Source organism: Sneathiella sp., from assembly GCF_047631475.1.
GTDB lineage: Bacteria > Pseudomonadota > Alphaproteobacteria > Sneathiellales > Sneathiellaceae > Sneathiella.
The window spans coordinates 86,493-106,859 of sequence record NZ_JBLHZT010000006.1 but is presented as its reverse complement, the minus strand read 5'-3'; the positions used below and the strand labels follow the sequence as shown (position 1 = coordinate 106,859).

The 20,367-nt window shown below is 49.8% G+C and carries 19 protein-coding genes; 15 read left to right on the top strand and 4 right to left on the bottom strand.

The annotated features are described in order from the left end of the window. The first annotated feature begins 87 nt into the window (after window positions 1-87). The gene (locus ACJAYR_RS04185) at window positions 88-1,053 is read left to right on the top strand and encodes a GlxA family transcriptional regulator (protein WP_415235425.1); all 966 of its coding nucleotides are present in this window, start codon (window positions 88-90) and stop codon (window positions 1,051-1,053) included. On the opposite strand, the gene ACJAYR_RS04180 is transcribed toward ACJAYR_RS04185, so the two are convergent. Further along, a complete protein-coding gene (locus ACJAYR_RS04180; protein ID WP_415235424.1) occupies window positions 1,044-2,171 on the bottom strand; it encodes a THUMP domain-containing class I SAM-dependent RNA methyltransferase in 1,128 nt (375 codons plus the stop codon). The two genes, ACJAYR_RS04185 and ACJAYR_RS04180, sit on opposite strands and share 10 nt — an antisense overlap. Before the next feature lie 200 nt (window positions 2,172-2,371). Here ACJAYR_RS04180 and ACJAYR_RS04175 point away from each other — a divergent pair, with 200 nt between their 5' ends. The 10 genes from ACJAYR_RS04175 (at window position 2,372) to ACJAYR_RS04130 (ending at window position 11,597) form a co-directional block, all read left to right on the top strand. Further along, entirely contained in the window at window positions 2,372-3,424 is a 1,053-nt protein-coding gene (locus tag ACJAYR_RS04175; RefSeq protein ID WP_415235423.1) for a zinc-binding dehydrogenase, read from the top strand. A 4-nt stretch (window positions 3,425-3,428) separates the two neighbouring features. Next, entirely contained in the window at window positions 3,429-4,919 is a 1,491-nt protein-coding gene (locus ACJAYR_RS04170; protein ID WP_415235422.1) for a PfkB family carbohydrate kinase, read from the top strand. Between the two features lie 7 nt (window positions 4,920-4,926). Next, complete coding sequence (locus ACJAYR_RS04165; protein WP_415235421.1) at window positions 4,927-5,766, top strand: nucleotidyltransferase family protein; 840 nt, start codon at window positions 4,927-4,929, stop codon at window positions 5,764-5,766. Window positions 5,767-5,861: 95 nt separating this feature from the next. After that, a complete protein-coding gene (locus tag ACJAYR_RS04160; RefSeq protein ID WP_415235420.1) occupies window positions 5,862-6,854 on the top strand; it encodes a GDP-mannose 4,6-dehydratase in 993 nt (330 codons plus the stop codon). 33 nt (window positions 6,855-6,887) lie between these two features. Continuing rightward, complete coding sequence (locus ACJAYR_RS04155; RefSeq protein WP_415235419.1) at window positions 6,888-7,547, top strand: class I SAM-dependent methyltransferase; 660 nt, start codon at window positions 6,888-6,890, stop codon at window positions 7,545-7,547. Beyond that, a complete protein-coding gene (locus ACJAYR_RS04150) occupies window positions 7,532-8,539 on the top strand; it encodes a thiamine pyrophosphate-dependent dehydrogenase E1 component subunit alpha (RefSeq protein ID WP_415235418.1) in 1,008 nt (335 codons plus the stop codon). Before ACJAYR_RS04155 ends, ACJAYR_RS04150 begins: the two co-directional genes overlap by 16 nt. Continuing rightward, window positions 8,536-9,585, top strand: coding sequence for an alpha-ketoacid dehydrogenase subunit beta (locus ACJAYR_RS04145; RefSeq protein WP_415235417.1), 1,050 nt, complete (start codon window positions 8,536-8,538; stop codon window positions 9,583-9,585). Before ACJAYR_RS04150 ends, ACJAYR_RS04145 begins: the two co-directional genes overlap by 4 nt. A gap of 21 nt (window positions 9,586-9,606) precedes the next feature. Next, complete coding sequence (locus tag ACJAYR_RS04140; protein ID WP_415235416.1) at window positions 9,607-10,596, top strand: lysylphosphatidylglycerol synthase transmembrane domain-containing protein; 990 nt, start codon at window positions 9,607-9,609, stop codon at window positions 10,594-10,596. Window position 10,597: 1 nt separating this feature from the next. Next, window positions 10,598-11,101 carry a hypothetical protein gene (locus tag ACJAYR_RS04135; RefSeq protein ID WP_415235415.1) on the top strand — a complete coding sequence of 168 codons (504 nt, stop codon included), beginning with the start codon at window positions 10,598-10,600 and terminating at the stop codon, window positions 11,099-11,101. A gap of 1 nt (window position 11,102) precedes the next feature. Then, window positions 11,103-11,597 (top strand): hypothetical protein, encoded by a 495-nt coding sequence (locus tag ACJAYR_RS04130; RefSeq protein ID WP_415235414.1) that lies wholly within the window; start codon window positions 11,103-11,105, stop codon window positions 11,595-11,597. 18 nt (window positions 11,598-11,615) lie between these two features. Here ACJAYR_RS04130 and ACJAYR_RS04125 read toward each other — a convergent pair whose 3' ends face one another. The 3 genes from ACJAYR_RS04125 to ACJAYR_RS04115 are packed head-to-tail and all read right to left on the bottom strand — an operon-like array spanning window position 11,616 to window position 15,151. Further along, window positions 11,616-12,476, bottom strand: coding sequence for an FkbM family methyltransferase (locus ACJAYR_RS04125; protein WP_415235413.1), 861 nt, complete (start codon window positions 12,474-12,476; stop codon window positions 11,616-11,618). A 48-nt stretch (window positions 12,477-12,524) separates the two neighbouring features. Next, a complete protein-coding gene (locus tag ACJAYR_RS04120; RefSeq protein ID WP_415235412.1) occupies window positions 12,525-14,303 on the bottom strand; it encodes a thiamine pyrophosphate-binding protein in 1,779 nt (592 codons plus the stop codon). Further along, complete coding sequence (locus ACJAYR_RS04115; RefSeq protein ID WP_415235411.1) at window positions 14,300-15,151, bottom strand: SDR family NAD(P)-dependent oxidoreductase; 852 nt, start codon at window positions 15,149-15,151, stop codon at window positions 14,300-14,302. Before ACJAYR_RS04115 ends, ACJAYR_RS04120 begins: the two co-directional genes overlap by 4 nt. 200 nt (window positions 15,152-15,351) lie before the next feature. Here ACJAYR_RS04115 and ACJAYR_RS04110 point away from each other — a divergent pair, with 200 nt between their 5' ends. The 4 genes from ACJAYR_RS04110 to ACJAYR_RS04095 are packed head-to-tail and all read left to right on the top strand — an operon-like array spanning window position 15,352 to window position 19,726. After that, the gene (locus ACJAYR_RS04110) at window positions 15,352-16,293 is read left to right on the top strand and encodes an NAD-dependent epimerase/dehydratase family protein (protein WP_415235410.1); all 942 of its coding nucleotides are present in this window, start codon (window positions 15,352-15,354) and stop codon (window positions 16,291-16,293) included. A gap of 24 nt (window positions 16,294-16,317) precedes the next feature. Beyond that, window positions 16,318-16,890, top strand: coding sequence for an SIS domain-containing protein (locus ACJAYR_RS04105; RefSeq protein WP_415235409.1), 573 nt, complete (start codon window positions 16,318-16,320; stop codon window positions 16,888-16,890). Window positions 16,891-16,922: 32 nt separating this feature from the next. Beyond that, entirely contained in the window at window positions 16,923-17,663 is a 741-nt protein-coding gene (locus ACJAYR_RS04100) for a glycosyltransferase family 2 protein (RefSeq protein ID WP_415235408.1), read from the top strand. 23 nt (window positions 17,664-17,686) lie between these two features. After that, the gene (locus ACJAYR_RS04095; RefSeq protein WP_415235407.1) at window positions 17,687-19,726 is read left to right on the top strand and encodes a hypothetical protein; all 2,040 of its coding nucleotides are present in this window, start codon (window positions 17,687-17,689) and stop codon (window positions 19,724-19,726) included. The last annotated feature ends 641 nt before the right edge of the window (window positions 19,727-20,367 follow it).

Below are 20,367 nucleotides of genomic sequence, written 5' to 3'. Positions count from 1 at the left end.
CCTTTCTGTCTCTATTGTAGACCAACGACAAATGGCGTATAATAATACCTTACCACCTTTTACGCCAAATCATTCCCAAAGTCTGCCATGAAACCTCATCTTATCTATTTCTATGTGTTTGAAGATGCCCTGATGCTGGATATATCCGGGCCGTTACAGGTTTTGAAAAGTGCAATAAACCGCGCCGATAAAACGCCGTTTTATGATCTTCGGTTTTGTTCGGCCGCTGGCGGAACTATCAGAACGGATGTGGGCATAGGGATTGAAACCGTCCCCGTGCATGCCATACCGGATCAGCAGATTGATACGGTTTTTGTGACCGGTGGTATCAGCATTTTTAAAACCTATCAGGCCCCAGAGGAAGTTGCAGCCGTCCAGCGTCTGGCTTCATTGAGCAAACGGGTGTGCAGTGTCTGTACGGGAGCCTTTATGCTGGCGCAGGCGGGGTTACTGGAAGGCCGGAATGCAGTGACCCATTGGCGCCGCTGTTCCCGATTAAGGCGTGAGTTTCCCAATATTACGATCCGCGAGGATGCGATTTTTGTTCAGGATGGGCATGTCTGGACATCTGCAGGGGTTACAACCGGCATTGATTTGGCGCTTGCTTTGGTTGAAGCGGATTTGGGTCGTGAGGCTGCGTTGGCCATCGCTCAGGAATTGGTTGTTTTCATGAAAAGGCCGGGCGGTCAGCAACAATATAGTGCCTTATTGAAGGCGCAGATCGAAGACAGGAAAGGTGAATTTGACAGGTTGCATCAATGGGTCCTAGAAAATCTGTCGGCAAGTTTGAACGTTTTGGATCTTGCGAATATAACCGGTATGAGCAGCCGAACCTTTACGCGCCGATACAAGCAGGCGACAGGGATGGGGCCTGCGGAAGCGCTGGAAAGGTTCCGCTTGGAAGCTGCGGCGCAATTACTGATGGAAACCGACCTGCCCATGAAGCGGATCGCGGATCGGTCCGGGTTTGGCCAATATGAGCGAATGCGCCGGGCATTTTTGAAGATCTTTGGGGTTTCACCAAAGATCTATCGGGAACGATTTCAATCCTGAGGCGCTGGTAGGGCGGCCGTCTGATAGAGTTTAACCTGAATACCACCATGAGAGATACTGACAGGGTCGGGAAGGAACGGAAGGGCCGTTGCTTGTGCCAGACCTGCGTTATTTGTGACTAAACCGACCCGCCATCCCGGAAATTTTTGCGTCAGAACCTGGCCCAGAGACTGGTAGAGGGGGCGCAGTTTTTTCTGGTCTCCGATGCGGATGCCGTAGGGTGGATTAATCACCACAAGGCCAGCCGGTCCGTCAGGACAGGAAAGGGTACTGATGGGCTGTGCATCAAACGTTGTCAGCATATCTACTTTGGATCGTTTCGCATTTGCGGTGCTGAATTTAATCGCCCCTTCATCGCGATCGAAACCATAAAAATGAAGGTCAGGAAGATGCTCACGGTTTTCGGCGCGCATTTCCTGCCAAACAGCGTTCTCAAAAGTTGCCAGTTTCTCAAACGCAAAGGCGCGTGTGCGGCCCGGTTTTTTACGGGCTGCGATTTCGGCAGCCTCGATTACAAAGGTGCCCGATCCGCACATGGGATCCACGACGGGCTCTTTGCCGTTAAAGCCGCATTGCCGTAAAATGAGCGCGGCCATTGTTTCCCGTAAAGGTGCTTTATTAACGGCTTCTTTATGTCCGCGCTTGTGCAGGCCTTCGCCCGACGTATCGATACTGATGGTACAGATGTCATCAAAAATGCGGATTTTCAGGCAAATGTCAGCCTCCGCTGAAATTGTGATGCCCATTTCCTCAACCAACGCCCGTTCGATCCGTTCGGCGGCAGCTTTCTGATGATAAACGCGGGATTTTTTGGAAGTAACCTCAACTTTTACCGGATGATCTTTGAGCAAATAGTCGCCCCACGGAAACTGCCGCATGCGCTTATCCACCTGAGACAGATGAACCACCCGAAAAGATCCGATGCGGACCAGCACGCGACTGGCGCCGCGCAGTTCCAGATTGGCCCGCCAGACCTCTTTCCAATCGCCCAGCACCTGAACGCCCCCGGTGATGGAAACTGGTTTTTTGAAACCTTTTTCCATGGCTTCAAGACGCAAGGCTTCTTCCAGTCCCGGAGGGGTGACAAGAAGGATTTCCATTTTGTTTTCTGATTTCATCCTGTCTGTCTATCCTGTTGTCCGTCCAAGGTCGACAGGAAATAGTGTCTCCCGCCGTAATTGGTCAAATAGCAGGGGATTACTTTTTGATCATTCTGAAATGTTTAAACTTACTATTCTCTGCGTAACTCATTATGTTATGGCCCTTATTCAAATATTAATCAGGCAACAAGCCTGAACAGGGATAAGTGATACACCGAATGAAAGCCGCTGTTCTTTTCGAGACACAAAAACCACTTCGAATTCTGGAGGATGTAACCTTGCCACCGTTGGCCGCGGGTCAGGTCGAGGTTGAGATCGCCTTTAGTGGTGTTTGCCATAGTCAATTAATGGAAGTTCAGGGAAAACGCGGTGAAGATCGGTATCTGCCCCATTTATTAGGCCATGAAGCAACTGGTATTGTGCGGGCGATTGGATCCGGCGTCACGAAAGTTGCCCCGGGCGACGCGGTTATTCTGGGCTGGATTAAGGGGGACGGGCAGGATGTCGCCGGTGCCTTGTACGACTGGCATGGCACGACCTTGAATTCTGGCGGGATTACAACGTTTAGCGAACGGTCTGTTGTTTCAGAAAATCGGCTGACAAAGTTACCCGACGGATTGCCAATGGATCTTGGTGTGCTGTTCGGGTGCGCTGTTCCGACAGGGGCGGGTATGGCGCAAAATGAATTTGATATTCAGTCCCATCATTCTGTCGTTGTTTTTGGCATTGGTGGTATTGGGGCCATTTCGTTGATGTATGCAAACTGTCAGAAGCCGAAAACCCTGATTGCGGTGGATATCAATCCAGAGAAACGAGCAACGGCGCTGGACCTTGGGGCAACCCATGCATTGGACGGGGCGTCTGACACGCTGATTGATGATATAGTACAGCTGACAGACGGTCTGGGGGCTGATCTCTGTATTGATGCGGCGGGCCGCATTTCAACCATTGAAATCGCTTTTCAGGTTACCCGGCGCAATGGCGGGCAATGTGTTTTTGCGTCTCATCCCGAAGCCGGTCAGAAGATTTCCATTGACCCTTTCGAATTGATCAATGGTAAAAACCTGAAAGGCAGCTGGGGCGGAAAAACCCGGCCTGATCAGGATCTGCCGCGTTTCTTTGAACTGTTTAAAAAGAACGATCTGCCGCTGGAAAGTATGATCACCAAACGCTATTCGCTTGATGCGATAAATGACGCCCTCGATGATCTGGCTTCAGGCCGGGTTATGCGGCCCTTGATCGAGATAAATCCTGCGCTGGCTGAAAGATAAGACAATGACACCTAAGGAGCATACAGCCCATATTAAAGCGCTGCGGAGCGAAAATGGCCCTGATTTCAAGATCGGCATGGTCAGCGGTAATTTCAATGTGGTCCATCCCGGTCACTTGAGACTGCTTAAATTTGCAGCGGATTGCTGTGACTATCTGGTTGTTGTGGTGAACGATGATCGCCACCCCGGTGTCCTTGTCCCGGCCCAGTTAAGACTTGAAAATATTGTTGCGATCAGTTTCGTCGACTATGCGTTTCTTCTGGAAGAGGATCTGACGGCGACCATTGATGCGCTGCGTCCGGATCTGGTCATCAAGGGAAAAGAGCACCAGAACGTTCCCAATCCGGAATCTGATATATTGTCTCAATATGGCGGGAAACTGCTGTTTAGTTCCGGTGATGCGATTTTCTCCTCGATTGATTTGATCCAGGCAGAGAGTGACCCGAAGAAATCGCTCCACAATTTGAAAGCCTCGCCCAATTTTTTACAACGTCATCAGATCAGCACAGAAAATTTCTCGGCCATTTTGAATAAATTCTGTGACCTTAATGTGCTTGTTGTCGGGGACCTGATTGTTGATGAATATATCACCTGCGATGTTCTTGGACTGTCACGGGAAGATCCGACTGTTGTGGTCACGCCGGTTCTGGAACAGAAATTTATCGGGGGCGCCGGTATTGTCGCCAGTCATGCCCATGGCTTAGGGGCCAATACGACCTATATCACCGTTTGCGGGGATGACCGGGAAGCGAAAGACAGTCTTGAGAAGTTCAAGGAATATGGTGTTCAGGCCTTTATCGGTCGGGATGGCAGCCGTCCGACAACGCTCAAACAACGGTATCGCTCGTCCGGGAAGACCCTGCTGCGGGTGTCCAAACTCAAACAGCATGCGATAGATCAGACTTTGCAGGACGAGATTTTTGAAACTTTTCAGGAGCGCGTGAATTCCCTGGATCTGCTGGTTTTTTCAGATTTCAATTACGGTGTGCTGCCCCAGTCGCTGGTCGACAGAATGATTGCGCTTGGAAAAGAAAAAAATCTTCTGATGGTGGCGGATAGCCAGTCGTCCTCGCAAATCGGGGATATTTCCCGCTTTCACGATATGTTGTTGTTGAAACCCACTGAAATTGAAGCCCGGTTGGCTATTCAGGACCACGATGTCGGCTTGGTTGGTGCCGCTGAGAAGCTCGCTAACAAATGTAATCCATCGCATATTTTGCTGACCATGGGCGCTGAAGGCACCCTGATACAAACGTTGCATCCAGACAAAAGCGAATGGATGACAGATCGGTTGCCGGCTTTTTGCGATGCGCCGAAAGACCCTGCCGGGGCTGGGGATGCGATGCTCGTGACAGCGTCCATGGCGCTCGCCGCGGGTGCCAGCATCTGGGAAGCCGCCTATATCGGGTCCGTTGCATCCGGTTGTCAGGTGGCCACAGTTGGAAATCGACCCTTAAGTGTTGATACGATCCGGCACGAACTTGGTATCTGGTAGGAATTCGATGGACGCATTATTGCTTGCCGCCGGCCTTGGCACCCGTTTGAGACCCCTGACGGATGTCTTGCCAAAATGTTTGATGCCTGTGCAGGGACGGCCGTTGTTGGGGATTTGGCTGGAAATGTTGAAGCAGGGGGGCGTTGATCGGGTTTTTATTAATTTGCATTATCTGTCGCCCTTGGTGCGCGCTTATGTGGAAAACAGCCCCTATCGGCAACAGGTGACGTTTCTTGATGAGCCCGAACTTTTGGGGACAGCTGGCACATTAAACCGCTTCAGGAACGAATTTTCGGATACACTGTTACTAGCCCACGCCGATAACCTGACCCTGTTTGATGTGACCGCCTTTATCCGCGCCTTTGAACAGCGCACGCCAGATTGCGCAATGACCATGATGACGTTTGAGACAGACCAGCCTCAAAGTTGCGGAATTGTGTCGTTGGACGAGGCAGGAACAGTTGTCGCTTTTACGGAGAAGCCGCAAGCGTATATTGGGAACCTGGCAAACGGTGCCGTCTATGTGATGGATTTCTCGGTGATAAGAAAGGTGTTGGATGCTGATCCTCAGATTACGGATTTCAGCACACAGATCTTGCCGGAATTTGTCGGCCGAATGAATAGCTATCATAACGGGGTTTACCATCGGGATATTGGGACGGTAGCCGCCATTGGAAATGCCCAGTTGGAGATTGAAAGCGTGGCTATGGCCGGGCCACTTCTGGCGCAGGTTGACAGTTACTGGGCACCGACGCCCGAGCGCCGCCTGATGGCGGAGAAATTTCGCGAGACGCTTGCCCTGACTGACCTTTCCCAAGAGGTTGTCGGTCGTTTGATGCTGGGTTAAAAATGATTTGAGATGGACGCTTGAGCGCCAACATTGTATTGGTGGGCATATCCGCAAAAAAGGGGGCGTACCAGATCGTTCTGGTCGGAAGATGAATGTCTAAAAAGTTTTTTGTTCTTGGAAGTAATTCCTTTTCTGGGGCCAGCTTTTGCGCCCACCTGCTGCGCGCCGGATTTCAGGTTTATGGGGGAAGCCGATCGGCCGAACCGCATTCGGCTTTTCTGCCCTATCGATGGGAAGAAAATCAGGATAAATTTTCGTTTCATCAATTGGACCTGAATGAAAATCTGCCCGAGATTATTGATCTGATCAAACAGGAAGAAATTCCGTTTGTCGTGAATTTTGCGTCCCAAAGTATGGTAGGCGAGAGTTGGGACAATCCGGGTGACTGGTTCCGTACCAATGCCCTGTCGACTGTTTTATTGCATGAAGAATTGCGAAAACTTCCCTTTTTGGAACGTTATGTCCATATTTCGACACCGGAAGTATATGGCAATACATCCGGGTTTGTGGATGAGCAGCACCCCTTTAATCCCAGCACACCCTATGCGGTTTCCCGCGCCGCTGGCGACATGAGCCTGATGAGCTATTTTAAGGCGTATAACTTTCCTGTGGTCTTCACCCGTGCGGCCAATGTGTTTGGTCCCGGTCAGCAACTTTACCGGATTATTCCGCGAACAATTCTGTATGGTTTGACCGGACAGAAATTACAGTTGCACGGCGGGGGACATTCCGAACGCTCTTTCATTCACATTGAAGATGTGTCCGCTGCGACCGTTAAGATCGCGCTCGAAGGCAAAATCGGGGAGTGTTATCATATTTCCACACCAGAGCTGATCAGTATTCGCAATCTGGTGGAGAAAATCAGTGAACGGCTGGGGATCGAGGCCTCCGATCTGGTTGAGGTTGTCGGCGAGCGTCAGGGAAAAGATCAAACCTACAGTTTGAACGATAACAAACTGCGCGAGACCCTTGGATGGTCAGACAAAATTTCGCTTGATCAGGGAATTGACGAGACAATTGATTGGGTGAAAACCAATCTGGATACCCTGAAAGGGCAACCACAATCCTATATCCATAAACCGTAATTTATACTTATATTGATGCCGATTGAGAGTGACATGGGACAAGAAATCGACTTGCTTGCGAATTACCCGAAAACAAAACGGGATTTAACGCAACGCGGAAATGAGAAAACAGAAGCCGACCGCGCCATTGCGCGTCAATTTGGCAAAGACTTCTTTGATGGAGATCGCCGCCATGGATATGGCGGTTTTTCCTATTTTCCAAGATTCTGGCAACCGGTCATTCCGACCTTTCAGTCTCATTTCGGACTGACAAATGACTCAAGTCTTCTGGATGTCGGTTGCGCAAAGGGCTTCATGCTGCACGATCTGAAAGAGCTTATCCCCGGGATCACGGTTGCGGGTGTTGATGTGTCAGAGTATGCAATTGAAAACAGCATGGAAACAGTCCGGGATCAGGTTTCAGTTGCCGATGCGCGTGACCTTCCCTTTGGCGATAACAGTTTCGATGTGGTGATTTCGATTAATACGGTTCACAATCTTGAAAAATCGGAATGTGGGCAGGCGTTACAGGAAATCGAGCGGGTGTCGAAGGGTCAGTCCTTCATCACGGTTGATGCATACCGCACAGAGGAAGAATATGAGCGCATGCAGGCATGGAATTTGACAGCGAAGACAATCCTGCATGTGGATGAATGGAAGGCCTTCTTTAAAGAGATCGGTTATACAGGGGATTACTTTTGGTTTATTCCATAGGCGCCAAACTGGCACAGGATTTGTCGCGAGGAATGCGGCGTATCCGCAGTGTTGAAGAAACGATTGCGGCCCGTTATTCAGAGCAGGAAATGAGGTGCCCGACCCATCTTTCTTCTGGACAGGAAGGGGTGTCAGCGGCAATCGGGACGTTGCTACGGCATACGGATCTGGCTGTCAGCGGTCACCGGGCGCATGCGCATTATCTGGCCAAGGGCGGCAACCTAAATGCAATGATTGCGGAAATTTACGGACGCGTGACCGGCTGTGCCCGCGGTAAAGGCGGCTCAATGCACCTGATCGACGAGACGGTTGGGTTTATGGGATCAACAGCCATTGTCGGCGGAACGGTCCCGGTTGGTGTCGGACTGGGATATAGCCAGATGATGAAGGACGGCGATGATATCGCTTGTGTTTTTCTGGGGGATGCGGTTGTCGAAACGGGCGTGTTCTTTGAATCCCTGAGCTTTGCGGCTTTAAAGAAACTTCCGGTTCTGTTTATCTGTGAAAACAATTTCTATTCTGTTTATTCCCCCTTATCCGTTCGTCAGAACGATACCGTAGAAATCCACGAAAAAGTCGCGGGATTTGGGGTCTATACGGATAACGGTGATGGCCATAATGTGATTGAGGTTCATGAAAAAACGGCGAAAGCCATTGCCCATGTCAGGGCGGGCAATGGCCCTGCCTTTCTGGAATTTGAAACCTTCCGCTGGCGGGAACATTGCGGTCCAAATTACGATGACGATTTGGGTTATCGGCCTGAAGCAATGTTGAAAGAATGGGAATTCCGGGATGCCATTCATACGTTCGAAAAAGAAGCGATCAATAGCACCCTTTTGACCCAGGGCGAAATTGACAATATGCAGGCAGAGATTGACCGGGAAGTTGACGCGGCATTTGAGTTTGCCAAAGCATCAGAGTTTCCGCCGTTGCAAGAAGCGTCGCAGCATATTCTGGCCCCGACAATGGAAGAAAGTGTATTTCTGAAATGAGAACATTTGCCAGCGAAATAAATGCGGGATTAGATCACGCATTGGAAACAGACCCCAGTGTTCTGGTTTTTGGTCTGGGTGTTCCTGATCCAAAAGGCGTTTTTGGGACCACTCTTGGTCTGCAGGAAAAATATGGCGAAAAGCGTGTTTTCGATATGCCGACCGCCGAAAATGCCATGACCGGTATTGCCATTGGCGCGGCACTTGGTGGTTTCAAACCGGTTTTGACCCATCAACGGCTTGATTTTGCGCTTCTGAGCATGGACCAGTTAGTGAATAATGCGGCCAAATGGCATTTTATGTTTGGCGGTCAGCGGTCTGTTCCCATTACGATCCGCATGATTTTGGGTCGGGGCTGGGGACAAGGGCCCACTCACTCGCAAAATCTGCAATCCTGGTTTGCCCATATTCCGGGCTTAAAGGTGGTGATGCCAGCCCTGGCATCTGACGCAAAAGGATTGCTGTTATCCAGCATTCAAGACCCTAATCCCGTTATCTTTTTGGAACATCGCTGGCTGCATAACGCCCAAACAGATGCACCGGATACGGTTGAACCCATTCCACTGGGCAAAGCCAATCAGCTTCGTAAAGGGGATGCGGTCACCGTAGTATCCGTGTCCTACATGACCATCGAGGCCTTGCATGCTGTTGATGTGCTGAAGGATCAGGGAATTGACTGTGATTTGATTGATTTGCGCACCGTATCCCCCATTGACTGGGAAAAAATTGAAATGTCCGTCAAGAAGACCGGTAAATTACTGGTGCTGGATACAGGCTTTCAATCAAATGGTATCGCTGGTGAAATCATGGCGCGTGTAACGGAACGCTGCTGGTCCGAATTAAAGGCGGCACCGGCTCGTTTGACGGCGCCTGATTACCCGGAATCAACCAGTCCGGCCCTTACCAAAGACTATCATATTCGGGCCGAACATATTGCTGCGCAAGTCGGTAAAATGGTCGGTAAAGAGGTTTCTGTCGAACCTATCCTCAGTAAAAAAGGGCCATTTCATGATGTGCCCGGCAACTGGTTTACAGGCCCTTTCTAAAGGCTTGGCTAGGACACAATTTTGATCTTTTTGCTGATAAAAATATTAATCGGGGTGGGCTGCATCTCAGCCTTGTTCTATTACGATTTTATTGACTTTGATTTGTTGCAGAACGCCGCCACCTCTCCGGTTCTGGTGGGGGTTGCTTTTGCCTGCTTGCTGTCTACAGTTTTTATCGGGGCGTTGCGCTGGAAAGTGCTGATGGGATCTTTGCACGTTCGCATCACTTTTATCCAGTCCTTGAATTATACATTTATCGGCCAGTTTTTTAACGTGTTCCTGCCGGGTGCCTACGGAGGTGATTTTGTTCGGGGTGGCTTGGCCTATCGCCAGCATAAGGACAAAATTGGCGAGATCATGATGAGCAGCCTTGTGGACCGGTTGACCGGGCTTGCGGGATTGCTGTTTATCGCGGTCACTGTTTTGGCGTTTATTCCAAACCAGTTTCAATTCTGGATCGGCGTGATCGTTGTTTCCGGTCTTGTTGTGGGGTTTTTCGCCCCAGTTATTGCGGTGCGCTTTCAATCTTTTTTCCGCGCCATTATTACCCTTTTTCCAAGGCCCGTTGCGCGTATTCTGATGGGAATTTTCGATACTATTGTTGATTGTTTCGAAACATACGGGAAAAGCAGAGGGGACCTGATTAAGGGCATTGCCCTGTCGGTTTTTCAGTATGTGCTGATCCTTGAGGCGCTTTATCTGCTGGGCAATGCCATGGGGGTCAGCGGATTATCGCCGGTCGGTTATGTTGTTTCCAGCGTTGCCGGGTTGTTTGCCAACGCAATTCCCCTGTCTCCGGGGGGGCTGGGGATTGGTGAAGCGGCTTTTGGCCAAGTCGCTCGTTTGTTAGAAAAAGAACCCACCACCATGGCCTATAGTTCGATCTTCTTATTGATGCGGACTTTAACATTATTCACCTCGGTTTTCGGGGTTATCCCTTTTCTGCTTCATCGCGAGGCTGTTCAGGCGGTTCGCGAAGAAAAAGAACACCTGCAAAAGAACGAGGGATAATGTGTTTGAAACGGCCTTTTATCTTTTATGCGCGTCTCTGGCATCCGGTTTGATCCTGCATTGGGGCGCTGCGCGCCTGACAAAGGGCAGGCGGTTATATCTGTCAGCCTTTATTTGTCTGAATGGATGCCTTTGTCTGGTGCTTGGTATCGGTTTTCTAGGAGGGATGACTTTGTCTGCCGCCGGGGTTCTTGTTATGGCCCTGTTCACGGAAAGCTTTTTTGCGGTGTATGCGCTGATCCTGATCGGGGTAGTGAATGACTCGCCGACACTGGCGATCGTAAAAGCGTTGATGAAAGCCGGTCCAACAGGATTAAGCAAAGCAGACTTTGATGCTTTTATTGTTGCTCATCCGTTTTTTCGCTCCCGCGTTGATGCTTTGCAGGCGACAGGCGATGTTATGTTAAAAAATGAGCAATTGGCCTTAACCCCCCGGTCCAAATTTATTGTGGCCGTGATCAGCGTCTATCAAAGATTTCTAAAACTTGAACGGGAAACGGGCTGAAATGACTGACTTTTTCATCGCCCTTTTCGCCACGCTTTTTGTCAGCGTCCTTGCCGACCTTATGATAAGCCGCATCACGGGGCGGCGCCTTCGGGGGTATGCAACCAGTTTTCTGCTGACGTTGATCGGGGTGCCGCTGGTCTTTGTTTTTGTCTTAAAAACAACCGATGTTTTTGAAGTGCTTTTGGGCCTTGGCCTGGGTCTGATGTGGTGGTTTATCTATCTTAATGTTGTTCAAGCCGTGGAATCGTCCCTGCGGATCCGGATGTTGCTGGAAATCCGCAAGAACGGCGGGCAGATGGCCGCCGATGAACTGCGGGCAATTTATAACGATGAAACCCTGATCCGTTTACGAATGCAGCGGCTTGTCCAAGGCGGCGCTGTTGAACAGGATCAGGATCATTGGCATTTGCGCTCAGGCAAACTGAAAACGGCAGCGCAGTTTTTCTCTGCCCTGAAACAGGGCCTGCTGGGAAAAGGCAGTCAGTTCGATTAAGGTCTGCCCTTTTTCCGTTTATCCCCAAACCATCGCGGGCTGTTTTGAAATAAACAGGCTGCCCTCTTTGTAGGAAACGGGAATATCATCGAGGCTGGCGGCTTTTTGCCAACCCGTTTTCTGAGAGAATAAATTAACGCCCAGATCAGTGAAATAGCTGTAAATCTGTTCTGCATTTTCCGCTGTTCCCACTTCCACAACGGTTTCCAACATATCCCAATAAGCAGCGGGAATGGCCTGCAAAATAACAGTTTCGTGGCCTTCTGCGTCGATTTTGGCGAAATCCACGTCTTTGAACACGTCGGCAGCGGCCTTGATGTCGACCATGTATTTTGTAAGGTTACCGTACGGGTTGCTTTTGGCACCGGCGAGGTGACTGCCTGTTGTATTGCCTTCGACCCGAACAAATTCAGCCGTACCGTTTTCAGACGAAACCGCTGCTTTTACTGGCGTTACTTTGTCCAGAACCTCGTTAAGCGCAAGCCGGTCATTGAACCAGGTGAAGTGGATATCATCGGGCTCATAACTGGTGACTGAAATGCCCAATTTTGCCATCAAAATGGAATGCAGTCCCAGATTGGCCCCAATATCGACAGCTTTTTTAATGCGGCCCTTATTGGCAAGGTAAAAGCTGAATAGGATTAACTCATCCAACCCAAACAGATCCAGCGAGGTAATGGCGCCCATTTTCTGGAACGGCATCATCAGATTTCCAAAAGGCCCAAAGGGAACAGGTGTGGGCTCTTCTGATTGGAAATCGGAATTTTTGATGAACTCCAGACAGCAGCTGTCCAGCAATTGATATAAAGCCGTGTCCCGTGCATGTAAGGAGGGGGTGCTTTGGAGAGCTTCAAAAAGACTGTTTTCAGCGATATTCATAGGTTTTACCTGTTTTCTGGACGTCTGTGTTGACCATAGGCCTGTTATCTACATTGAAAAAGGCTTGATGACCATGTGTTCTTCGATGTCGGATTGATCCAATGCGGGTAATTGATCTTCCAGCGCCGCGCCAAATTTGAGGACGGGGAAAAGTCTTTGGTCTGGATTGATTTCCACATTCACAAAAACGGGTCCCTCATAGGCGAAAATTTCTTCAAGATCCGCTTCCAGCCGATCTTTATTGTTCAAGGTGATAGTTTTCAGTCCCATGCTGTTTGCAACGGCGGCAAAATCTGTAAAGGCAAGGCCCGACGGCTCATGAACGCCGACATAGTTGGAGCCAAGCCAGGTTTCCAGGGTCTGTTTCTGGATACCGTGCCCATGATTGTTAAACAGAAAGGTTCTGATTTTCATCTTGTGTTTCACAACGGTTGCAAGCTCAGCAAGACAGATCATCAATCCGCCATCACCGATCAGGCAAGTGACCGGTTTGTCCGGCTCTGCGGCTGCGGCGCCAATCGCTGCCGGCAACGAATATCCCATCGGGGTATTATTCCACGCGGAATGCAGGCGCTGGCCGGGTTTGAACTGAAAAGCATTGCAGGTCCAGGTCAGATTTCCGCCCGTATCGGCAAAAATAGTTTCTTCAGCCGGTACATAACCAGACAGCTTTTCAATAAAGGAATAAGCGTTCAGGCAGCCGTCTTTGTCGTCTGGGTCATAAATTTCCGGACCAAACCGGGATTGCCATTTCTCCAAGACCGCGTGCCAGTCTGGTGTCTTGCAAGGGCCTGCCGTGCCGGCAAAGGCCTGTATATGCGGAACAGCATCTGACAAGCGGGCTTGAACCCGGTGCGCTATATTAATCCCAAAGCCATCAAATTTTTCCATTTCACCCGCACTGATATCGATCATGGCGATCTCGGCTTCTCGGGCAAAGGACGGTAAAATACCGCCGGTCAGATTTTGCGAAAGGCGCGTTCCAAGGCAGAGCAAAAAGTCGGCATTTTGAACAACATAGTTTCCAAGCCGCGGCGCATACACACCAAAACTCCCCATTTTTAGGGGATGATCATGCGGCAGCAGGTCAACGGCAGCCCAACTGGTGACAACGGGTGCGCCCAATGCGGTGACCAAAGACGGTAAATCAAAACCGCAGTCCGGGGTTTTCAGACCACCGCCCAGAACAACTACGGGCCGTTTCGCGGCAAAGAACGCCTTCATGACTGATGAAATTTGCGTTTCAAGCCCTTGGGCCGCCTTTTGGGTTGAAAGATCTGGGGTGAAGCCGTGCAATTTGTCCGGATCAATATCAGCGCGTTGGAAATCATCCGGGATGTCGATCAAAACACTGCCCGGGCGCCCTTCAAAAGCCATGTAATATGCTTTTTCCAGACAAAAACGGATGTCTTCCGGCTTCTCCAGTTGAACCGCATATTTCGTGACACTGCCGAAAATCGAGACAACATCGGTTTCCTGAAATCCGCGTTGGCGAATATCTAGCTGTCCCTTCAATCGGTGCGATGCGACCTGGCCTGTCAGCATCAGCGTGGGAACACTGTCATAGAAGGAGCAGCAGGTTCCGGTCAGCAGGTTCGTCGCCCCCGGACCACTTGTTGTGATTGCAACACCCAGCCGGCCTGTCGTACGGGCATAGCCATCAGCCGAGATGGCCGCGCTTTGTTCATGCTGCGAACAGACAAAATCAATTTTGTCATTTTTTGAAACTGAATCCAAAAGATGAACGGCGGCTCCGCCAGACATCCCAAAAACCTGGCTGACGCCTTTTTCAGCCAAAAAATTTATTACATAAGTCGATAGTTTCATGAATTGGTTTTCGCTTTTGTGCTGCTTTCTACCGTTTTATGCTGATTGCCGTGACGACGCAATCGGAACATGTCCTGATCATCGCAAAGAGCATTGCTGAGGGCCTCGCCCCCATCACGCCAGTCATCATGAACCACCGAGAAGTTACGCCCTGCTGTTTGGGGGCGATCGAAACACCATTGGATCAGGGCGTAAATGTCTTCGATTTTCGTTCCCTGTTCCCCGGAGGTGACAAAGTCTTTTGTTGTCTCGAAATTGTTCCCCGCCTGTGCCCCGGCGTCGAGGGTTTGCCGGTGAATTTTGCTGGCGACCCAGCCTGTTCCAATGGCGACGCAATGCAGCTGGGGATTTTCATCGCTGATCAATTCACAAAATTTAACCAGCATGACCTTGCCCAGAGAATAGGCCGAATAATTAGGAAATGCCCGGTTTATCGCCCCGCCCACAAGAAACGCAACCTTTCCGGATGCCTCTGCCCGTTTGTACGGGGTAATCGCGTGAAGGAGGGCCAATTGTTGCAATGAATTGACGGTTATGGACTGGGTCCATTCCTGCGCGGAGACGTCGGTGAATTTCCCGATCGGGCTCAACAAACCAACGGCCGAAATGAACTCGTCCCAAATCAGGCCTTTAGATTGCATCACGGCACCAATCTGTTCGATATCCTGATCCCGGTTCAAGTCACAATGCAACAAAGTTACCCGGTCCTGTTTCTTCAGGTTGTCCAACTGGGTGGATTGCCTATATGTACCGATTACCTGATACCCGGCCTGCAAATAAAGATCGGCGAGTTTCAGGCCAATATCACTTGAAATTGCGGCGATAAAAACGGTTTTTGAAGAACTCACTCTTCTGGCCTTTCCTCTGTCATCGGGCGTCGCAACAAGGGGGGTCAAAAGGCCCTGTAATAGCGAAGTTTCATATTGCTGTTTGTAATATTTTTAACCTGTGTTACACAGTTTACGGTTTTTGACAAGTGGGTACAAAGCTGGACTTTTCGACAGTCTTTCCGTCGGACAATCATAGCTAGGAAGGTTTAGAGTTTCTAATGCGATTACTCGTTACGGGAGCATGCGGCTACAAGGGATCTGTGCTGGTGCCGAAATTGCTGGCAGCGGGCCATACAGTGCTGGCGTATGACATTCAGTGGTTCGGCCAATTCCTGCCAGCGCATGAAAATCTCACGGTCGTTCAAGGCGATGTCCGGTCCTTTGATGTGGCGCTGCTGGACGGAATTGACGCGATTATTCATCTGGCATCGGTTGCCAATGACCCTTGCGGTGATCTTGATCCGAAACTCACTTGGGAAATCAGTGCGCTTGCTACAATGCAGTTGGCAGATAACGCAGCACGCGCCGGGATCAAACGCTTTATTTATGCGTCTTCTGGTAGCGTTTACGGTGTAAAAGAAGAAGAGCAGGTTACTGAGGATCTGGAGCTGCTTCCGATCTCTGAATATAACAAAACCAAAATGGTGGCCGAGCGGGTGATGCTCAGCTATGCCGATCAGATGTGCGTCCAGATTGTGCGCCCGGCGACTGTTTGTGGTGTTTCCCCGCGCATGCGTCTGGATGTGTCGGTAAATATGCTGACCATGCAGGCCATAAAAAACGGCAAGATTACCGTTTTTGGCGGCGAACAGGTACGGCCCAATATCCACATTGATGATATTGCCCGTCTGTATATGTTCCTGCTCGATAATCCACAGGTGACGGGCGTGTATAATGCCGGTTTTGAAAATCTGAAAATTATTGAAATTGCAGAACGGATTGCCGAGAAAATTCCGTGTGAAATCGAAGTAACACCGTCTAACGACCCACGCTCTTACCGGGTGAATTCAGACCGTATTCTGGCGGCCGGATTTAAACCGGAAAAATCAGTTGATGATGCCATTACAGAAGTAATTGCTGCCTACCAGCGACGCGATCTGATGGATGAGGATCGCTGGTATAATCTGCGTTGGATGGAAAATATGAACAAAAGCGCCTAACAGGTTAAGGTTACTGTAGACATTATGAAACTTTCCTTTCTGGACTATAGCGAACGCCTGAACAAAACTTTGGCCAGTGCGGATGAGCCAACCATCGAGGCCCTGTGTGAAAGCCTTCTCAGAGCCTGGAAGGATGGAAAGCAGTTCTTTTTGTGCGGAAATGGGGGCAGCGCCGGGAATGCCGTTCATATTGCCAATGACATGATCTATGGCATAGACCGTAAAACAGGCAAGGGCATGAGAGCCCATGCGCTACCCGCCAACACGTCAATTTTGACCTGCCTTGCCAATGACGAAGGGTATGACGAGATTTTTGCAAAACAGCTGTCGGTTTATGCCAGTCCAGGCGATGTGTTGCTTGTGTTATCCGGCAGCGGGAATTCGGCGAATATCCTGCGTGCGATCGATTATGCGAATGATCATGGCATCGAAACCTTTGCTATTCTGGGTTATGATGGGGGTGCGGCTAAAGAACGAGCCGCCCATTCCGTGCATTTTGCGATCGATGATATGCAGATATCGGAAGATACGCAGTTGGTGGTCATGCATTATGCTATGCAGTGGCTTGCTGACAAAGCAACGTCTGTAAACGCCTAAATGATGCGACTGAACAAAAAACCGGTGCTTTCATGATCAGCTTCATTGTACCAGCTTTTAACGAAGGCGAGGCCATTCGGCTGACTGTTGAGACCATTCGTTCGGTTGCCGCCACGTATGATCTGGTGGGCTATGAAATAATTCCGATCGATGATGGCAGCGAAGATAATTCAAAAGAAATCATGGAGCAGCTGGCACAGGAAGACAGCAGAATTCGTCCTGTGTACCATCCTGAAAATAAAGGTTTAGGCCGCTCGATTGTGGATGGGATTCACAAGGCGGTTAATCCGCAGTTTATTGTTGTGCCGGGGGATAACGACATCAGCACGGAGTCGCTCAGCCTAATGCTGCATTTTAAAGATGAGGCCGAGATTATTCTGACGGTTCCCCTGAATAAGGAAGCCCGCCCCATTGGGCGTCAGGTCATCTCGATGATTTACCAGATGATGCACAACATATTCTTTGGGACCTCCGTCGGGTATCTGAACGGCCCGGGCATCTGGCCAACGGAAAAGGTCAAGGCACTCGACTTGATGTCAAACCGGTTTTCCATAATTTCCGAAATGAACGTAAAGCTTTTGACGAAAGGGTTCGAGTTTGCCGAAGTCCCTATGTATCTGCAGGCAGATGAGCCAACCCGTGCGACCGTGACCTTGCGCAATATGCTGGAAGTGATCAAAGTGTTCATGATGCTGGTTGTTGAATTGAATTTGAAGCCGGGGAGGCCCGAGAAGAAGCCGCTTAACCGTGTGAAAATTCACTTCGGACGATAAGAAAAGCAAAAAGGAACGGACGCATGACACCCTCATTCCTTCGGGATTACAGAACGTCAAACTTCTATCTGATTATTGTCCAGCCTGTTTTTTATACAGCCCTTCGCCTTGCCCAGCTTGTTGACGAACGGCGCATCTATCTGATTCTTACTGCATTGGTGGCCTGTAGCCTGTTAGGGGGATTGGGAACGTTGTTTTCCGCCGCTCCGCCTCAATATGCGCCAGAGCATTCTTCGTTATACGGCTTTGATAACACCGGTTTTCAGCGCACCGTTTATCTGCTTTTTACGGTTTCTCTGTTTGTTCTGTCTCTCTGGCTTGGGTTGACCCGGAGAAAACTCAGTTTTCCTTATTTTCAGTCCTTTCGAAACCGCCATCCTTTGTTGTTAATGACGGTGGCAACGGGACTGGTGCTGTTTTTTGCACTCCCCCTGTTTTTCAATTTTCTGGGCAGTATTTTTGAAAAGCGCAGTTTTTTGATGGCCCTCGGGTCTCTTGCAATTGTTTATGGATTATTGCGCGGCATCGATGGTGCCAAAGGGATTGCCATCATCAGTCTGTTGACGTTGGGTGTCTTCGGATATTTCTTCGTGCTGCCCTTTTACGCTTATTTTGCAGTGGCGGATCAGACCCTGTGGGGACTGGATCATCACTGGACCGGTGTTATTGGCCACGGTATTCTGTCGGCGACCTTCGGAGATGTTTTTCAGGCTTCATTGCCGGAATATGGTATCTATCTGAACCGTCTGATTGAATGGGCGACAGCAAACCCGGAATTTGACAGTTTTGCTGGTACTGTTACGGTTTTGCAGATTATTCACGTGGTCTTCGCGGCTCTTGTTTTCGGGATCCTGGTTCAGCGGTTTGGACGATCGAATATGCCTTTGGCGATGATCGCTTTCCTGATCATTCTGGTTATTCTGGCACCGTTAATGGCCGCCTCAGGCACGTCGATTGAAGCGCCGAACCAATCCCCGATCCGGTTCCTTTTCCTGCTCATCGGATTGATTTTTGCGCCGGCCCTTGCAGGGCGGCCCTTGTTTTTTTGGTGGGGGGCGGCGGCGGTTCTGTCTGCCATTGCCGTTAGCTATAATCTGGAAACCGGACTGGTCTTAACATTGGGTCTTGGTTTTGCTTTATTCGTCCGCACCCTGCAACGCGGCCTTTTGGTTACGCTGTCGGCGGGTGTTCTCTTTGCAGCGTTCTTTTTGGGATGTGTTTATCTGTTATTAGTTTCTGGCAGTGGGTCAGGTGACAGAGATATCACCGGTCTTGGGGATTTAATGGGCTTGTTCGCCGAGGGATATGGCGGCAAGAAATTTTCCTGGTATTTGCCTTTCTTCGTCATTGCCGGGCACGTGTTTTATTTGTTCGTCGGATATATTATCCATATCCGCGAGAAAAGAACCTATACCAGTTTTGATATGCAAAGCCTGACGCTGATCGGCTTGATTGTTGCGTTCCTGCCCTATGTTGTGAACAGATTTGACGCTCAGAATTTGTGGGTTCCTATTCTTCTCTATCTGTTGCTGGTGCTACCGGCGTTGGTCTCCCGGTCTTTTGCGGCGCGTTTTGGAATAATTACGCTCATTCTTGTGACGATTGCCCCTTCCATGTTGGAGCAAACAAGTCGTTTCGTAAAAAAATCCAAATATCATTGGACGTATAAACAAGAAGACGTTTGTCTGGATGGCGTTGCGGCATCAGAACCATTATGTCGTTTTGTCGGGCAAAAAGCCGACGAATTGCGGAAGGCGGTCACGTCTGAGCAGATCAAATGGTTGAGCGGAACCCCGCTTCTTCTGTCCCGTTTGTCGAGCATACCGCCGTCATTTTCAAACGCCGATCCATTTGCCTACGCGAGAACGGCTTCAACACATTCCGCGATTGTTGAGGAAGTCCTGAAGGCCGCCCCGATGCGTATTTTAGTCGATCGCTCGGTGCCCCTTGATCCAACCGGTATTCCCACGCAGGTTACTGACTGGCAACAAAGACTGCTTGCGGATGCAGGTTACCAAATTGTCGGGCAATCAGATTATTGGCGCTACGCTGAAAAAAAATAGTCTTCGCCCCTCATTTACCGGGATCGCATATCCGTGCGTTTACCCTTTGGCAGTCTGATCGTCTGTCAGATCGGGTCTTGTCCCATTTTGGGCCAGCCGAACGCTACTCTCATGCAATATTGCCCGGCTACGGTGGGGGATTGACCGAATAAATCGTTTAAACGGACACTAAAAGAAACGGGCCTTAACGCACATCCTGCTTTTCTCGAACAGATAACCGGGCGGCCTGGATTGCACATTCGCGGTCCCCGGAAGGTTCTGGAGAAAGAGGACACGAGGTATCTTTCAGGTTTTTGGCATCAATGAAAATACCACCTGTTCTATTGGTCATTTCTAATTAAGGATTTTGGCATGGGCAAGGGTTTTGGATTGCTGTGTTCTTCATTTGATAAATTCCGTTTTTCTGAACAACCTGTCTTTTTCCGTCCTGATGGGCATAGGGGAAACAGACCTGCGGTTTTTTGAATTATAGGGGATGGTCAGGTTTTTTTTGGCAAATTTGCGGAGTAGACCGTGATCAACCCACCCTTCTTTGATCGTCAGGCTGCTCCAGTCATTTCCCGAGCTAGTTGTTTATAAGTAATCAACTTATTCGAAAATTCGATTTCAAGGCCCCGAAATCACCAAAAAAGCCAGAAAAA

Coding starts and splice junctions, on each gene's coding strand:
- ACJAYR_RS04155 (WP_415235419.1), top strand. CDS start 6,888: ATGGGACAAGAAATCGACTTGCTTGCGAATTACCCGAAAACAAAACGG.
- ACJAYR_RS04175 (WP_415235423.1), top strand. CDS start 2,372: ATGAAAGCCGCTGTTCTTTTCGAGACACAAAAACCACTTCGAATTCTG.
- ACJAYR_RS04160 (WP_415235420.1), top strand. CDS start 5,862: ATGTCTAAAAAGTTTTTTGTTCTTGGAAGTAATTCCTTTTCTGGGGCC.
- ACJAYR_RS04145 (WP_415235417.1), top strand. CDS start 8,536: ATGAGAACATTTGCCAGCGAAATAAATGCGGGATTAGATCACGCATTG.
- ACJAYR_RS04130 (WP_415235414.1), top strand. CDS start 11,103: ATGACTGACTTTTTCATCGCCCTTTTCGCCACGCTTTTTGTCAGCGTC.
- ACJAYR_RS04120 (WP_415235412.1), bottom strand. CDS start 14,303: ATGAAACTATCGACTTATGTAATAAATTTTTTGGCTGAAAAAGGCGTC.
- ACJAYR_RS04110 (WP_415235410.1), top strand. CDS start 15,352: ATGCGATTACTCGTTACGGGAGCATGCGGCTACAAGGGATCTGTGCTG.
- ACJAYR_RS04100 (WP_415235408.1), top strand. CDS start 16,923: ATGATCAGCTTCATTGTACCAGCTTTTAACGAAGGCGAGGCCATTCGG.
- ACJAYR_RS04180 (WP_415235424.1), bottom strand. CDS start 2,171: ATGAAATCAGAAAACAAAATGGAAATCCTTCTTGTCACCCCTCCGGGA.
- ACJAYR_RS04105 (WP_415235409.1), top strand. CDS start 16,318: ATGAAACTTTCCTTTCTGGACTATAGCGAACGCCTGAACAAAACTTTG.
- ACJAYR_RS04170 (WP_415235422.1), top strand. CDS start 3,429: ATGACACCTAAGGAGCATACAGCCCATATTAAAGCGCTGCGGAGCGAA.
- ACJAYR_RS04125 (WP_415235413.1), bottom strand. CDS start 12,476: ATGAATATCGCTGAAAACAGTCTTTTTGAAGCTCTCCAAAGCACCCCC.
- ACJAYR_RS04185 (WP_415235425.1), top strand. CDS start 88: ATGAAACCTCATCTTATCTATTTCTATGTGTTTGAAGATGCCCTGATG.
- ACJAYR_RS04095 (WP_415235407.1), top strand. CDS start 17,687: ATGACACCCTCATTCCTTCGGGATTACAGAACGTCAAACTTCTATCTG.
- ACJAYR_RS04165 (WP_415235421.1), top strand. CDS start 4,927: ATGGACGCATTATTGCTTGCCGCCGGCCTTGGCACCCGTTTGAGACCC.